Origin of the sequence: Streptomyces glaucescens, from assembly GCF_000761215.1 — a bacterium.
Classification (GTDB): Bacteria; Actinomycetota; Actinomycetes; order Streptomycetales; family Streptomycetaceae; genus Streptomyces; species Streptomyces glaucescens_B.
Window position 1 is genome coordinate 965404 of the sequence record NZ_CP009438.1, and the last position, 15233, is coordinate 980636.

A 15233-nucleotide genomic window follows, 5' to 3' on the forward strand; every position below is an offset into this window, starting at 1 on the left:
GTCCCACCGGGGGCAGCGGCGACGGGGCGGTGGCGTCGGGGCGCGGCGTGGTGACCGTCGCCGACGGCGGCCCGGCGAGGTGGCCCACGGCCGGGTCCGTGAACGGCGAAGGGCCGGACTCGCCTGACAACGGTGACCCGTACGACGCCGCCCCTCCGGGCTCGCGGGTCCCGGCTGCGGGATTCGGCGACGCGTTGTCCGCCGTACGCGGCACGGCTGAGGCATCGCGCGGGGTCGTCCCGGCCGTACGCCGCACGGCTGAAGCATACGGCGAGACACTCTCGTCCTTGTGCCGCACCGCCGGAGGGTGGTTCGACGTGCCCCCGGACTCGGGCGGCACGAGTGAGGCACGCGGCACCACCGACGCATGCGCCGTCATGCCCTCGGGTTCACGGGACACGAACGAGGGGGCGCCCGGTGCCACGCCTCCGGGCCTTCCTCCCGCGGTCGAGGCATCCGGTGACACCCCGCCAGCCGCGGGCGGCGCACCCGAGGTGTTCGGCGGCCCACCTGCCGGTTTCCGCAGCACGACCGGGCCTCCCACCGACGGGGCCGCCGACTCCGGCACCGTGCCACGCAGCACGGCGGCACCGTGCTCCGACGAGCCGTCAGGTCCCCGCGCTGCCGACGCGCTCGGCGCCGGTACGTCTCCCGGCCCTTGCGGCCCTCTCGGTCCTCGCGGCACCACCTGGCTCTCCGCCGGCACCTCCTCGTGCCCGCGCGCCTCAGCCGGCCTCCGCGAGTCCGCACCTTCCGACTCGGCCCGCACGCCCGTCGGCCCCTCCTGCCGCGTCCGTCCCTGCGAGGGGCCTCCCGACGATGTCCGCTTCGGCTCCCGCGCCCCGGGTGACGTGTCCGGTGCGGGACCGACGGCCGACGGCCGCCCGGCGGCACCGCTCCTCCTCGACGTGCGGGCATGCCGGGTCCGTTCCCCGACGTGGCTCGGCAGCGGGGTACCGGGGCCGGGAGGCGCGGGGGCCGGGTCGTCCGGCGTCGGCCGGGGGGACGCGGAGGCAGCCGAGGCAGCCTCGGGCGGCACCTCCGGACGTCCGGCCGGCGTCTCGCCCTCCGGTGGAACGGAAGTCCCGGACACCGCTCTCGGGAGACCGGCCGACGCACCCTCGGAGGGCCCGGGGCCCACTCCGGCTCCGGCTCCGGCTCCGGCTCCGGCAGGCGGCACACCGGCCGTGGCCTCAGGCGTGCGCGCCCCTCCCCCCGGCGGCGATCCGCCGGGGGGCCGCCTGGCGACCACCCCCGGTCCGCCGGTCCCAGGGTCGATCGCCCCCGTCCCCCTCCGTGCTGCTCCGCTGTCCCTCCCTCCTCCCACCACCGGAGCCGGATGTCCCGTGTCCGCGTCGCGCGCCGGAGACTCGGCGCCCCTCGGGTGTCCGCGTTCTGCCGGACGCCGGTCAGACGGCGGCGGCGACGCGGGAGCCGTACCGGCTGTGCCCGCTCCGGGGCCCGCACTTGGACCTGGACCGGCGCCGGGACCATCACCTGGATACGGGCCTTGCCCCGCGCCGGGACCACGACCAGTTCCGGATGCCTTGCCCGCGCCGGGACCAAGCCCGGTACCGGGGCCCTGGCCCGCGCCGGGACCACGCCCGGTACCGGGGCCTGGGCCTGGGCCGTGACCCGGGCCTGGTCCGGGTCCGGGTCCGGAACCGGAACCGGGACCGGGACCGGGACCGGGACCGGGACCGGGACCGGGACCGGGACCGGGACCGGCCGAGGGTGCCGCCTGTCCTTCGTACGGGACCGCCTCGGGCTGTTGCGGGCCCGGGTCACGGTCGCCGGTCCCGCCCACAGCGCCACGGCCGGCCGTACCGACGCGGCGCCCCTGCTCACGAGCAGCCCGGACCTCCGGATCGCGCGGGCCGCGGCCGACCCCGGCCACCGGCGCCGGCGCCGCTCCCGCAGCGGTCCCCCGCATCCCGGCTCCGGTGTCCGAACTCACCGCGTCCTCGTGTCTCCCCGGCGTGTCCGGCACCGCCCCCACCCCGAGAGGAACCCCTGCGGGGTGATTCGGCGCTGCTCGGCCCCGGTCGTGCGCCCCGCTGCCGCCCTCACCCCCAGGCACCGCACCGGCGACCGCGGGCATCGCTGCCCCCCTCCCGGTCCGCGCGGGCTCCCCCGGCATACGGGACCCACTTGGCTCGCCGGACCGAACCGGCTCACCGAACCCGGTGGGCCCGTCAGGCTCAGGGGTCTCCTCCGTCTCCCCCGGCGGGGCCTGCGCACCGAACGGTTCACCGTCGCCCGGCAGGCGTGGCGCGTCCGGGTCGAAGACATGGGGTGTCAGCGGGCGGAGCCACGGTGCGGGCGCCCCGAGCAGCCGGGCCACGAAGTCGCTCATCCCGCGCTCGCCTCCAGGTAGAAGCGGCGCCGGAGCGGGCCGACCGCCAGCACTTCGGCCTCCGTCCAGCCGTAGGCCCGTGCCAGGGCGTGCACTTCGTGCAGCAGCCGGTGCGCGTACCCACTCACATCGGCCCACACGTGGTCGGCGATGTCGAGCGGGGCCTGCCAGCGGTGGCCGCACTGGGGGCAGTCCAGGGTGAACACCGGGTCGGCGCCGGGGTCGAGGCCGGGCAGCCGCCGGGCGACGTCCTCGAGGACCTCGTCCGGCAACTCGTCGGCGGGCGGGCTGACGTGCAGCACGCAGCGCAGCAGCAGCTGACGGCGGGCATCGGGAGTCCCGGGGTCGACGGCCTGTACGTCCCGGGCGGTGAGCGCGCGGAAGGTGACGTCCATGCCGTGCGCGGTGAGGGTCGCGACGGCGGGTTCGGTCCGTCCGCCGGGCCCCGGCGCCGCCGTCCCTCCGGCTCCCAGTGCCCGCAGCTCGTCCGCGGCGACGGTGACGTCGAGGCTCTCGCCGCACTCCGGGCAGTCGGTGACACAGGGCAGCAGGTCTCCGAACGCGCCGGAGCGGAGGTGCAGCAGCAGCGCGTTCAGCGTGCTCAGCGGCAGCCCGGCGACGTCCTGGCCGGCCGGTGCCGCCAGGGAGGCGAGCAGCACGGACCGGCCGGCCGGCGTGCTGCCGAGACCGTTCTCCCACACGTCGAGGACGTTCGTCTCCGTCAGTGCGCACGGCACGGGTCATCACCCTGCGGTATCGGTGAACTGGGGCTCCCCCGGCGGGCTGGTCTTCTCCCGCACCCAGCCGTGGTGCTCGATCCTGATGCGCTCGAAGGCGACTCCGGGGGATCCGGCGTCGAGCTCGGGCAGGCCCTGGTACTCCGACACCCAGGCTTCGCGCACCGAGTAGGACAGCACCTGCTGGCCGCCTTCGTCGAAGACGTCGATGATGAGGTCCCGGCGGAAGTCCTTGAGCGAGGTCTCCAGTCCCCCGGAGGAGTTGCGCAAACTCCAGATGCGGTTGGCCCACTCCTCGAAGGCGGTGTCGACGGTGATGCCGCGCTCCAGGGTGATGGCCTCGTACTCGGTGCGGCCCGGCAGTTTGCGGCTGGTGCCGGGGTCGCCGCCGTCGCGGTGCAGGATGACCTCGGTCGTTCTTCTCAGTCCGCTGACCTTGCTGATTCCCGCGATGTAGGCGGTCTCCCCGCTGAACTTCACCTTGAAGCGGAAGTTCTTGAAGGGGTCGCGGCGCGTCACTTCCGGCATCGTCGTCCTCCTAGACCTGGATCTGGCCGGCGAGCTGCTGGATGTGGACGATCACGAACTCGGCGGGTTTCAGCGGGGCGAAGCCGACGTGGATGTTGACGATCCCGCGGTCGATGTCGTTCTGCGGGTTGGTCTCCTTGTCGCACTTGACCAGGTAGGCCTCCTGAGGGGTGCGGCCCTGGAAGGCGCCCGCGCGGAACAGCGAGTTCATGAAGGCGCCGACGTTGAGGCGGATGGACGCCCACAGCGGCTCGTCGTTCGGTTCGAACACCACCCAGTGCGTGCCCCGGAACAGGCTCTCCTCGATGAAGAGCGCGAGACGCCGCACGGGCAGGTACTTCCACTCGTCGGCGAGCCGGTCCGCTCCGCGCAGGGTGCGCGCTCCCCAGGCGACCGGGCCCGCGGCGGGCAGGCGGCGCAGGCAGTTGATGCCGAGCGGGTTGAGCCGTCCGATCTCCAGGTCGGTCAGCGGCACCTCGAGGTCGCTGACGCCGGTGAGCGAGGCGTCGGTGCCCGCGGGCGCCTTCCACACTCCGCGCTGGACGTCGGTGCGGGCCAGCACCCCGGCCATCACGCCGGACGGCGGGAAGGCGCGCAGCGCGCCCTGGCGCAGGGGGTCCGGGGCGAGCACCCGGGGGTAGTAGACGGCGGCGTTCTTGCCGTTCTCGCCCGTGGCGACGTCCTTGAGGCGGTCGATGACGGCACCGACGGCGCCCGCTTTCCCGCCGGGCTGCGGGGTGGTCCAGGCCGGCGGTGGATCGACGAGGAGGATGGCGCGCCGGTCGACGCACAGCTTCAGTGCCGCTTCGCGGAGCCCTTGCGCGCTGCCGCCGTCGCCCTTGGCCGCCAGTTGCTCGTCGAGCCAGTGCGCGTCGGGCAGGCACAGGATGTTGAAGATGTCCGTCTTCAGCAGCTGGTGCAGGCCGGTCTTGTCGTTGGGACTGCCCTCGTAGGAGGCCGGGTCGAGGGGGCGTTCGTCCTCGTCGCCCCCTCGGCCCGGCTCGGTGGGGGCGTAGAAGGGCGGCGGGCCGGCCGCGGTGCCGTCGAGGGGCAGGGAGAACGGGTCGACTCCCGGGGTCACGTCCGCGTTCTGCGCGGGCACCGTCTCGACGGGGGCGTGCGGGTCGACGCGGACCAGCTGGGAGGTCTCCAGCACGTCGGCGAGGTTGCGGGGGCTGTCGGGCCGGACGCTGACGTTGACGTAGCGCTCCAGGGCGCCGGTCTCCGCGTCGTAGACGGTCAGGTTGAACAGTTCCCGCCGGTCCCTGCCGACGTCGGGCCCTTCGGAGGTGTCGTAGTCCACCCGGGCCCGCAGGTTCCGTCCCCAGCGCCCGGGGGAGGCGGCCACGAGTCCCGGCGGGGCGGGGCGGGCCCGGCCGCCGGTCCGGTCGGCACCGGCCGTGTCTCCCCCGCCCCGGCCGCGCTTCTTCTCCTCGGCCGGGGGCGCCGTCTCGTTCGACTCGCCCTCGCCGGCGTTCTCGCCGCCTTCGCCCTCGCGGGCGGGACCGGTGGCGCCGCGAGCGGGTTCCCTGCCGGGCGGCGTCGTGCCGAGCGGCAGCCGGACGGGCTTGTCGCCGTCCCTGACCACGCGGACGATCTCGGCTTCGCTGCCGCCGTTCAGATAGAACTGGTAGACCGCGTAGCTCATGGGGCAGTTGGCCTGCAGCCCGCCGAAGGCGGACTCGTAGTCGGCCCAGCCCGTGATGTGCACGGGCCGGTCGACGGGTCCGCGCGGCGCGTAGCCGACGAAGGCGGCCACCGAGGTGGGAACGCCCGTGATCGTCCGGACGGAACTCTTGACCTCGTCGATGTAGACGCCCGGATAGGTGACGTTCACCGGCATGCCAGCCTCTTCTCTCCACGCCGAACTGAAGAACTGCTGCTCGCGGTCCGTGATCACCGTAGGCAGACAGTGCGCGGTACGGCGCCCTGGAGAGCGCTGGGGCTGCTTCGATCAGGTGATGGAGATCGGCTGATCAGGCGGGCGGGGGCATCGGGCGCTCAGGATCCGCCGAGGAAGCTGAGCCGCACCTGCCGGTCCGGGTTGTCCCGGTTGGTGTCCACCAGGCACACGGACTGCCAGGTGCCCAGTTCCAGCCGTCCGCCGAGCACGGGCAGGGTGGCGTGCGGCGGGACGATGGCGGGCAGGACGTGGTCGCGGCCGTGGCCGGGGCTGCCGTGGCGGTGCTGCCAGCGGTCGTCGGCGGGGAGCAGCGTGTGCAGGGCGGTGAGCAGGTCGTCGTCGCTGCCCGCGCCGGTCTCGATGATGGCGACGCCGGCGGTGGCGTGCGGGACGAAGACGTTGAGGAGGCCGTCGCGCCCGGCCGCCGCCTCCCGGAGGAAGGCCTCGCAGTCGCGGGTGAGGTCGACGACGGTCTCCTCGGAGCCGGAGGCGATGTGCAGCACTCGGGTGGTGAACGCATCTGACATGCCCCCATCCTCACCCATCTCGTCCCCGGCCTCATCCCACCCGCCGCGACTCGGCCCCTGCTCCGGCCGGACCTCGCCGGCCGCGCCCGGGAAGTTCCACGCACGCGCCGCTGTTGCGAGGAGCGTGAACAGTGCACGCGAGGTCGAGGTGGTCGTCGTCGGCGCCGGTCAGGCCGGGCTGGCCGCCGCTTTCCATCTGCGCCGTACCGGTTTCGAGCCGGACCGCGACTTCGTGGTGCTGGACCACTCCCCCGGCCCGGGCGGCGCCTGGCAGTTCCGGTGGCCCTCCCTGACGTACGGCAAGGTGCACGGGATGCACGCGCTGCCGGGCATGGAGCTGACGGGAGCGGATCCCGCGCGGCCCTCGTCGGAGGTGATCGGCGCGTACTTCACGGCGTACGAGCGGGCCTTCGGCCTGCGGGTACGGCGGCCCGTGGACGTGCGGGCGGTCAGGGAGGGCAGGGACGGGCGGCTGCTGGTGGAGACCTCGGCGGGGAGCTGGGCGACCAGGGCGCTGATCAACGCGACAGGTACCTGGGACCGGCCCTTCTGGCCGCGGTATCCCGGACAGGAGTCCTTCCGCGGGCGGCAGCTGCACACCGCGCAGTACCCGGGTCCCGAGGAGTTCGCCGGGCAGCGGGTGATCGTGGTGGGCGGGGGCGCCTCAGGGACCCAGCACCTGCTGGAGATCGCGCCGTACGCCGCGGCCACCACCTGGGTGACGCGCCGGCCGCCGGTCTTCCGGGAGGGGCCGTTCGACGAGGACGCGGGGCGCGCGGCGGTCGCGCTCGTGGAGGAGCGGGTGCGGCGGGGGCTGCCGCCGCGGAGCGTGGTGTCGGTCACCGGGCTGCCGCTGAACGACGCGATCCGGCAGGGGCTGGCGGACGGGGTCCTGGACCGGCGGCCGATGTTCGACCGGATCGTCCCGGAGGGCGTCGCGTGGGCGGACGGGCGGCGCGTGACGGCGGATGTGATCCTCTGGGCGACCGGTTTCCGGGCCGCGATCGACCACCTGGCGCCGCTGAAGCTGCGGGAGCCGGGCGGCGGCATCCGGATGGAGGGGACGCGCGTGGCAGCGGATCCGCGGATCCACCTCGTGGGTTACGGCCCGTCGGCGAGCACGATCGGCGCCAACCGGGCCGGCCACGCGGCCGTACGGGACATCAGGCGCCTGCTGGCCGGGGGGCCGGTCGCGGCGTGATGTCCCGTCGGGTCACCGCTGAGGGCTGCGGCTCTTCTGCTGGGCGTTGAACTCGGCCACGTTGCGCTGGTGCTCGGCGTAGTCGGCGGTGAAGCGGGTGTCGCCCGGCTTGACGGTGACGAAGTACAGCCAGTCGCCGGGCGTCGGGCTGATCGCGGCGCGCACGGCCTCCTCGCCCGGGTTGTCGATCGGTGTGGGCGGCAGGCCCATGCGCTCGTAGGAGTTGTAGGGGCTGTCGATGCGGGTGTCGTCCAGCGTGGTCCGCAGCGTGGTGCGGTTGAGCGCGTAGTTGATGGTGGAGTCCATCTGGAGCGGCATCCCGCGCTCCAGCCGGTTGAAGATGACGCGGGCGACCTTGCCCATGTCGGCCTTGGTGGCGGCTTCGGCCTGGACGATGCTCGCGATGGTGACGGCCTGGTAGACGTTCATGGCGTTGCGCTGGGCGCCGGCGGCGATGGGGGCGCCGTTGAACTTGTCGTTCGCGGTGTCCACCATCGCCGTCAGCAGCGCCTCCGGGGTGGTGTCGTCGGCCAGCGGATAGGTCGCCGGGAAGAGGTAGCCCTCCGGGTTGCCCTCGGCGTCGGCCGGCAGTTCGAGGTCGGCCTTGTCCAAGGACTTCCTGGTGGTGCCCGGGGGCAGTTCGAGGGCCTTGTCGACAGCCGCGTAGACCTGGGAGGCGCGCCAGCCCTCCGGGACGACCAGGGACGTGGGCTTCCCGGGTCCCTCGTCGTCCAGGGTCAGCAGCGGCACCGTCACGGCGGTGCCGGCCACGACGGCTCCGGTCGCGATGAGGGCCACGCGGCCCCGGCGCGTCAGTCGGATCGTGCTCCGTGACGGAGTGTTCGTCTGCATGCGGGCACGGTAACCCGCATATCGTCACAAACCCGGCATATCTTCAGCCCGTCGGCTCCAGTCGGGCGTCCCTGCGCACCAGCGCGGCGTAGCGCCCCTGGAGTGCCAGCAGCTCCTCGTGCCTGCCCCGTTCCACCACGCGCCCGGAGTCGAGGACCACGATCTGGTCGGCGCCCCGGACCGTGGACAGCCGGTGCGCGATGGTGAGCGTCGTACGGCCCGCGGAGAGGGCGTCGATCGCCTGCTGCACCGCGTGCTCGGTACCGGTGTCCAGGGCGCTGGTCGCCTCGTCGAGGATCAGCACCGGCGGGTCGCGCAGGATGGTCCGGGCGATGGCCAGCCGCTGCTTCTCACCGCCGGAGAAACGGTGCCCGCGCTCGCCGACGACCGTGTCGTACCCGTCGGGCAGGGCGGCGATGTGGTCGTGGATCTGGGCCGCGCGGGCCGCCGCGTGCAGCTCCTCGTCGGTGGCGTCGGGCTTGGCGAACCGCAGGTTCTCAGCGACGGTCGCGTGGAAGAGGTACGTCTCCTGGGAGACCACGCCGACCGCGCGGGCGAGGGTGTCGAAGTCCAGGTCGCGCACGTCGACGCCGTCGAGGGTGACCCGGCCGCCCGTCACGTCGTACAGCCGCGGCACGAGGCAGCCCAGGGTGGACTTGCCGGCCCCGGTGGGGCCGACGATCGCGAGGCTGCCCCCGGCCGGCACGGTGAGGTCGATGCCGTCGAGGACCGGGGCGCCCTGGTCGCCGTAGCGGAACTCGACGCTTTCGAACCGGACCTCGCCCCGCACCTCGCCGAGGCGGACGGGGTGCTCCGGCTCGGTGATGTCCAACGGCAGGTCCAGGTACTCGAAGATGCGCTGGAAGAGCGCGAGCGAGGTCTGGATCTGCACACCGGTGCCGAGCAGGCTCACGGTCGGCCGGAACAAGCCCTGCTGGAGCGAGACGAACGCGACGATCGTGCCGAGGGAGACATCGGGCCCGCCGAGGGCCAGGGCGACACCGGCCGTCCAGTAGATGACGGCGGGCAGCGCGGCCATGACGATCGTGATGACCGCCATCCTCCAGCGGCCCGCCATGTTCGCACGGACCTCCAGGTCGACCAGACGCTCGGACTCGTCGGCGAACGTCTTCGTCAGCGACTCGGCGCGGCCCATGGTGCGGCCGAGGAGGATGCCGCTCACCGACAGCGACTCGGTGACCGTGGCGGCCATCGTCGCCATCTGCTTCTGGCGCTGCGTGGTGATCTTCCGGCGCTCGTTGCCGACGCGGCGGCTGATCCACACGAACACCGGCAGCAGGAGCAGCGAGACCACGGTCAGCCGCCAGTCCAGGGCCAGCATCGCGACGATCGTCGCCGTGACGCCGGTGAGGTTGGAGACCAGCGAGGTGGCGGTGGAGGTGACGGTGGCCTGCATCCCGCCGATGTCGTTGGCGATGCGGGACTGGACCTCGCCGGTGCGGGTGCGGGTGAAGAAGGCCAGGGACATGCGCTGGAGACGGCCGTAGACCGCGGTGCGCAGATCGTGCATCACGCGCTGGCCGACGGTGGTGGAGATCAGGGTCTGCAGCACGCCGAAGACGCTGGTGAGGACGGCGCCGAGGATCATGCCGAGGGCCAGCAGGGTGAGCAGGCCGGTGCGCCGCTCGGGGAGGGCGACGTCGAGGATCGCCTTCAGCAGGAAGGGGGTGGCCACCGAGACCACCGAGGACGCGCCGACCAACAGGCCGACGACGGCGAGACGGCCGCGGTAGGGGCGGAACAGCGCGAGGATGCGGCGCACCTGCCGGGGCTGCTCCTTGGCGTCGGCGGGTGGGCTCCAGGCGGGTTCGCGGTCGGGGTGCATGGGCTCCTACGGGGTGGACGGCGTCCTGCGGAGGCGGACGGCGGACGGGGAGGAACCGCTGCCCGCCTGGGACGGAAGAGGATCGTAGCTCATTGTTACCTATACTCACAATGAATGCTGTCCTGATATTGTTCCCGTATGACCACCCCCGATCCGGACGCCCTGCTCGCCGAGCAGCTGCTGCGGCTCACGCGCCGGGTGCACCGCATCCAGAAGCGCCACCTGGAGCAGCGCGGACTGGGCATCACCCCGGCCCAGTCCCGGCTCCTGCGCACCCTCGGGCACTACGGCTCGCCGCCCCGCATGGCCGACCTCGCCGAGCGCCTGGAGGTCGTGCCGCGGGCCGTGACCACGCTGGTCGACGGGCTGGAGGCGAGCGGGAAGGTGCGCCGGGTGCCGGACCCGGCGAACCGGCGGGTGATCCGCATAGAGCTGACCGACCACGGCCGCACCACGCTGGGGAAGCTGCGCGGGGCGCGGCTGTCGGCGGCGGACGAGATCCTGGCGCCGCTGTCCGAGGATCAGCGGCGGATGCTCGCCGGGCTGCTGGACACGCTCGTGGACGGCGACGGCGAGCGGGCCTGCTGACCGTTCCCGCGGGCGCGCACTCGCCGCGGCAGCGCGGCCGGTCCTCGGCGGGGACGCCCCGCGCGCTCGTCGGCGTCCGGTCGTGGCGGCTGTACGGCCCCGCCGCGGACCCGTACAGCCGGTAGCGTTCACCTCGTCGTGCCGGCCGCGTGCCGCGGGCCGCGCGGGACGTCCACGGTATGGGCGGCGTCCCCCGTGCAGATGCCGTCGAGCCGCGACCACGCGGTGCGCAGGGCGCCCTCCTGGTGACGGTGGCGGCCCGGCCGCTCGGCGCGAGCACCGTGCCCAGCCGGTCCGCCGCACGGGGGTGGTGGTGCCGTCCATCGAGCGACCCGTCAACCGAGGGACCCGTCAACTGCCGGACGGCCCCGGTGCCGACCCGGTGTTCCTCGCCGGCCGGACCCGGCGTGTACGCCGAGGAGTTCCACCGGCTGCGCTCCCGGTGGACGGTGAGCGGCGCGGGGGACGCGGGCTCGCCTCTCGTCCTGCCGGATGCCCGGGTGGGGCGTCCAAGGGCGCGTTCCAGCCGGGACGGCCCTCGGGTGCACCGAGGACGGTGAGCTCGACCCGGTGCGGACGGCCGTCGTCGAGGAGTCCGGCGTACGGGGTCACGTCGTGGGCGAGACCGGTGACTTCGCCGGCCTGGAGATGGCCGACACGGGCCGCATTCTCCGCCCCTCCCTGCCGTCGAGGCGCAGCACGACGGTGACCGGATCGCGCCGGTCGGTGCCGAACTCGGCGGGAACCCAGTTGGTTGCTCGGGCGGGGGCGTCGGCCGCCCGGGCGCGGTTCGCGGCGAGCAGGGTGCTCACCCGGAGGGTCGCCCCACCGAGTCCTCTGAGCATGGACGTGCGGGGGCTGTTCCTCACTGCGGGTTGCTACGGGGCGGTTGTTCGGGGCGGGTTTCCAGCGGGCTTGCCCGGGCGGCGCTATGACGTGTCCCCGGCCGCGGACGCTCCCCCGTCCGCCTCGCCCGCCCCGCTCGTCCGATGCGTGCGGTCCCGGGGAAAACCGCTTGCTATCGACCATGCGGCGACGTGAACCTTTCACGGGCTGTTGTCGCCGTCCACCCTTACACGAGCCACTGGGACCCCATGCAGATCCAAGACCTTCCGTTCCCCGACCCGGGTGTGCCCGACGCGCGCTCGGGCCCCCGATTCCTGTGGTGGCTCTTCCGCAACCAACTGGGCGGCCAGCTGAAATCGCTGGCCTGGGGACTGCTGCACTTCGTCTCCGTCTCCGCGCTGCCGTTCTGCGTCGGCTTCGCCGTCCAGGCCGTCATCGACCGCTCCGGCTCCCGACTGGCCCTGGCAGGCGGGCTGCTGGCGGTGTGCGGGGTCGGCATCGCACTCGGCGACACCTTCCTGCACCGCGCCGCCGTCACCAACTGGGTGACAGCGGCGGCCCGCGTCCAGCAGTTGCTGGCCCGCAAGGCGGCGCAGCTGGGCTCGGCACTGACCCGGCGGGTCGCGGCCGGTGAGGTGGTCGCCGTCTCCACGGGCGACGTGGAGAAGATCGGCTGGTTCGTGGAAGCCGTCTCACGGTTCACCGCCGCCGCCCTCACCGTCGTCCTGGTCGCCGTCGGCCTCGTCGTCCACCAGCCCGCGCTCGGCGTGGTCGTCGCGCTCGGCCTGCCCGTGCTCGCGCTCGCGGTGCTGCCGCTGCTGCCTCCCGCCACGCGACGCGCCGACGTCCAGCGCGAGAAGGCCGGCCGGGCCACCGAACTGGCCTCCGACACCGTGGCCGGTCTGCGGGTGCTGCGCGGCATCGGCGGCGAGGAACTGTTCCTCGACCGCTACCGCCGCGCTTCCCAGGAGGTCCGCCACGCGGCCGTGCGCAGCGCCCGGATGTGGTCGCTGATCTCCGCGATCCAGGTGCTGCTGCCGGGACTGCTGCTGATCTCGGTCGTCTGGTACGGCGTCCACCTGGCCCGCGACGGCCGGATCACCGTCGGTGAGCTGGTCACCGTCTACAGCTCCGTCATGATCATGACCTACCCGCTGCGGCACTTCGAGGAGATCGCGATGGCGTACTCCTTCTCGCGCCCCTCGGCCCGGCGGGCCGCCCGCGTGCTGTCGCTGGAGCGGGCCACCGACACGGGCGGCTCACGCGCCGCCGACCTGCCCTCCGGTGACCTGCACGACCCGGCCACCGGACTGCTCGCCCCCAGCGGGCTGCTGACCGCCGTGGTGTGCGGCGACCCGGACGCGGCCGGCCGGCTGGCGGAGCGGCTCGGCGGACACGCCACGGAGGCGGGCACCTCCGCGCTGCTCGGCGGTGTCCCGCTGGACGAACTGCCGCTGGACACCGCGCGCACCGCCGTCCTCGTCCAGGACAAGGACCCGGTCCTCCTCTCGGGCACCCTGCGCGACCTGCTCGACGTGCCCCGCTCCGGCGCGGTCGACGCCGCGGACGCGCTGTCCGCCGCGCAGTGCGGGGACGTACTGGCGGCGCTCGCCCAGAGTTCGCTCGGCGTCGAGGACCCGCTGGACGCCCGGATCACCGAACGCGGCCGGTCCCTCTCCGGCGGCCAGCGCCAGCGGCTCGCCCTGGCCCGCTCGCTGCTGACCGACCCCGAGGTGCTGGTCCTGGACGAGCCGACCTCCGCCGTCGACTCCCACACCGAGGCCCGCATCGCCGAGGGCCTGCGCAACCTGCGGGACGGCCGGACGACCGTCGTCCTCACCTCCTCCCCGCTGCTGCTCGACCGCGCGGACCGGGTGGTGCTGGTCCACGACGGCGAGGTCGTGGCGGTCGGACGGCACCGGGACCTGGTGCACGACGAACCGCAGTACCGGGCGGTGGTGACCCGGGAGACCGACGACGAGATCTCGCGCGACGAGCGCCGCGGCCTGAAGGACCTCAACGACCTGCACGCACTGGAAGAGATCGAGGAGACCGCATGATCGGCGTGGCGCCACCGGCCTACGACCCGGCGGCCCCGACGACGGCGAACACACTGCCCGTCGGCGCCCCCGCCACCGTCCGCGCCTACGTGGCCGAGCTGTTCCGCCGGCACCGCCGCGCCTTCCTGCTCCTCGTCGGCGTGAACACGGTCGCCGTGGTCGCCTCCATGGCCGGCCCCTATCTGCTGGGCGGACTCGTCGAGCGGGTGGCGGACGAGGAACCGGAACTGCGCCTGGGCCCGACGGCCGCCCTCTTCGTCGCGGCGCTGCTCCTCCAGGCCGTGTTCGTGCGGGAGGTGCGGCTGCGCGGTGCCATCCTCGGCGAGCGGATGCTGGCCGATCTGCGCGAGGACTTCCTCATCCGGTCGGTCGGGCTGCCGCCGGGCGTCCTGGAACGGGCCGGCACCGGCGATCTCCTCTCGCGGATCACCACCGACATCGACCGGCTCGCCAACGCCATGCGCGAAGCCGTGCCCCAGCTGGCGATCGGTGTGGTGTGGGCCGGACTGCTGCTGGGCGGGCTCGTCGTCACCGCTCCGCCGCTGGCCGCCGCGGTGCTGCTCGCGCTGCCGCTGCTGGTGGCCGGCTGCCGCTGGTACTTCCGCCGGGCGCCCTCCGCCTACCGGTCCGAGTCCGCGGGATACGCCGCCGTGGCCGCCGCGCTCGCCGAGACGGTGGACGCCGGGCGCACCATCGAGGCGCACCGGCTCGGCCGGCGGCGCATCGAGCTGTCCGAGCGGCGGATCCGCGAATGGACGGCCTGGGAGCGGTACACCCTCTGGCTCCGCTCGGTCCTCTTCCCGGTCATCAACCTCACCCATGTGACGGTGCTCGGTTCCGTGCTGATGGTCGGCGGGGTGTTCGTCCTCCACGGCTGGATCGGCGTCGGTCAGCTCACCACGGGCGCCCTGATCGCCCAGATGCTGGTCGACCCGGTGGGGCTCATCCTGCGCTGGTACGACGAGCTCCAGGTGGCGCAGGTGTCGCTGGCCCGGCTGGTCGGGGTCCGTGACATCGAGCCGGACGCCGGGGACGGCTCGGTACGGCCGGACGGGCGCGACGTACGCGCCGACCGCGTGCACTTCGGCTACCTCGAAGGCGTCGACGTGCTGCGCGAGGTGTCCCTGAAGGTCGCTCCCGGCACCCGGCTCGCCCTGGTCGGCCCCTCCGGCGCGGGCAAGTCGACGCTGGGCCGCCTGCTCGCCGGGATCTACGCGCCCCGGGACGGCAGCATCACCCTCGGCGGCGCCGAACTGTCCCGGATGCCGGCCGAACGGGTCCGCTCCCACGTGGCCCTGGTCAACCAGGAGCACCACGTCTTCGTCGGCTCCCTGCGCGACAACCTCCTGCTCGCCCGGACCGACGCGCGGGACGCCGAGCTGTGGGCGGCGCTCGGCGCGGTGGACGCGGACGGGTGGGCGCGCGCCCTGGACGACGGTCTGGACACCGAGGTCGGCTCCGGTTCTCTGGCGCTGACCCCGGCGCAGGCCCAGCAGATCGCCCTGGCCCGCCTGGTGCTGGCCGACCCGCACACCCTGGTCCTGGACGAGGCGACGTCCCTGCTCGACCCGCGCGCCGCGCGTCACCTGGAGCGCTCCCTGGCCCGGGTCCTCGACGGCCGCACCGTCGTCGCCATCGCGCACCGCCTGCACACCGCCCACGACGCCGACGTCATCGCCGTCGTCGAGGACGGCCGCATCAGCGAACTGGGCAGCCACGCCGACCTCGTCGCCGCGAACGGCGCGTACGCGGCCCTGTGGAGGTCCTGGCACGGCTGACCCGCATGTCC

11 protein-coding genes are annotated in these 15233 nt (G+C 73.9%); 4 read left to right on the forward strand and 7 right to left on the reverse strand.

The features are described 5' to 3' along the window. Positions 1-2352: 2352 nt before the first annotated feature. The 4 genes from SGLAU_RS04160 to SGLAU_RS04175 form a co-directional block, all read right to left on the reverse strand. Positions 2353-3093, reverse strand: a complete 741-nt coding sequence (locus SGLAU_RS04160; protein WP_043498466.1) for a hypothetical protein — start codon at positions 3091-3093, stop codon at positions 2353-2355. Positions 3094-3099: 6 nt separating this feature from the next. Next, positions 3100-3621: a phage tail protein gene (locus SGLAU_RS04165; protein ID WP_043498468.1), complete on the reverse strand. Its 522-nt coding sequence runs from the start codon at positions 3619-3621 to the stop codon at positions 3100-3102. Positions 3622-3631: 10 nt separating this feature from the next. Further along, the gene (locus tag SGLAU_RS04170; protein ID WP_043498469.1) at positions 3632-5464 is read right to left on the reverse strand and encodes a phage tail sheath family protein; all 1833 of its coding nucleotides are present in this window, start codon (positions 5462-5464) and stop codon (positions 3632-3634) included. Between the two features lie 158 nt (positions 5465-5622). Beyond that, complete coding sequence (locus SGLAU_RS04175; RefSeq protein WP_043498472.1) at positions 5623-6051, reverse strand: YjbQ family protein; 429 nt, start codon at positions 6049-6051, stop codon at positions 5623-5625. Between the two features lie 124 nt (positions 6052-6175). On the opposite strand from SGLAU_RS04175, the gene SGLAU_RS04180 reads away from it, so the two are divergent. Next, positions 6176-7252, forward strand: coding sequence for an NAD(P)-binding domain-containing protein (locus SGLAU_RS04180; protein ID WP_043498476.1), 1077 nt, complete (start codon positions 6176-6178; stop codon positions 7250-7252). A 12-nt stretch (positions 7253-7264) separates the two neighbouring features. Here SGLAU_RS04180 and mltG read toward each other — a convergent pair whose 3' ends face one another. Both mltG and SGLAU_RS04190 read right to left on the reverse strand, forming a co-directional pair. Further along, positions 7265-8104, reverse strand: a complete 840-nt coding sequence (mltG, locus tag SGLAU_RS04185) for an endolytic transglycosylase MltG (protein ID WP_043498477.1) — start codon at positions 8102-8104, stop codon at positions 7265-7267. Between the two features lie 43 nt (positions 8105-8147). After that, complete coding sequence (locus SGLAU_RS04190) at positions 8148-9950, reverse strand: ABC transporter ATP-binding protein (protein ID WP_043498479.1); 1803 nt, start codon at positions 9948-9950, stop codon at positions 8148-8150. A 138-nt stretch (positions 9951-10088) separates the two neighbouring features. Between SGLAU_RS04190 and SGLAU_RS04195 the strand changes: the two genes are divergently transcribed. Continuing rightward, positions 10089-10538, forward strand: a complete 450-nt coding sequence (locus SGLAU_RS04195; RefSeq protein WP_043498481.1) for a MarR family winged helix-turn-helix transcriptional regulator — start codon at positions 10089-10091, stop codon at positions 10536-10538. 608 nt (positions 10539-11146) lie between these two features. Here SGLAU_RS04195 and SGLAU_RS35170 read toward each other — a convergent pair. Next, positions 11147-11407: a hypothetical protein gene (locus SGLAU_RS35170; RefSeq protein WP_159072760.1), complete on the reverse strand. Its 261-nt coding sequence runs from the start codon at positions 11405-11407 to the stop codon at positions 11147-11149. 225 nt (positions 11408-11632) lie between these two features. Here SGLAU_RS35170 and SGLAU_RS04205 point away from each other — a divergent pair, with 225 nt between their 5' ends. Continuing rightward, positions 11633-13444 carry an ABC transporter transmembrane domain-containing protein gene (locus SGLAU_RS04205; protein WP_043498484.1) on the forward strand — a complete coding sequence of 604 codons (1812 nt, stop codon included), beginning with the start codon at positions 11633-11635 and terminating at the stop codon, positions 13442-13444. Then, the gene (locus SGLAU_RS04210) at positions 13441-15222 is read left to right on the forward strand and encodes an ABC transporter ATP-binding protein (protein WP_043498485.1); all 1782 of its coding nucleotides are present in this window, start codon (positions 13441-13443) and stop codon (positions 15220-15222) included. The genes SGLAU_RS04205 and SGLAU_RS04210 overlap by 4 nt, the downstream gene beginning before the upstream one ends. Positions 15223-15233: the final 11 nt, after the last annotated feature.

Bases quoted from the DNA above. Each gene is read 5' to 3' on its own strand.
- SGLAU_RS04165 (WP_043498468.1), bottom strand. From the start codon at position 3,621: ATGCCGGAAGTGACGCGCCGCGACCCCTTCAAGAACTTCCGCTTCAAG.
- SGLAU_RS04170 (WP_043498469.1), bottom strand. From the start codon at position 5,464: ATGCCGGTGAACGTCACCTATCCGGGCGTCTACATCGACGAGGTCAAG.
- SGLAU_RS04175 (WP_043498472.1), bottom strand. From the start codon at position 6,051: ATGTCAGATGCGTTCACCACCCGAGTGCTGCACATCGCCTCCGGCTCC.
- mltG (WP_043498477.1), bottom strand. From the start codon at position 8,104: ATGCAGACGAACACTCCGTCACGGAGCACGATCCGACTGACGCGCCGG.
- SGLAU_RS04190 (WP_043498479.1), bottom strand. From the start codon at position 9,950: ATGCACCCCGACCGCGAACCCGCCTGGAGCCCACCCGCCGACGCCAAG.
- SGLAU_RS04195 (WP_043498481.1), top strand. From the start codon at position 10,089: ATGACCACCCCCGATCCGGACGCCCTGCTCGCCGAGCAGCTGCTGCGG.
- SGLAU_RS04205 (WP_043498484.1), top strand. From the start codon at position 11,633: ATGCAGATCCAAGACCTTCCGTTCCCCGACCCGGGTGTGCCCGACGCG.
- SGLAU_RS04210 (WP_043498485.1), top strand. From the start codon at position 13,441: ATGATCGGCGTGGCGCCACCGGCCTACGACCCGGCGGCCCCGACGACG.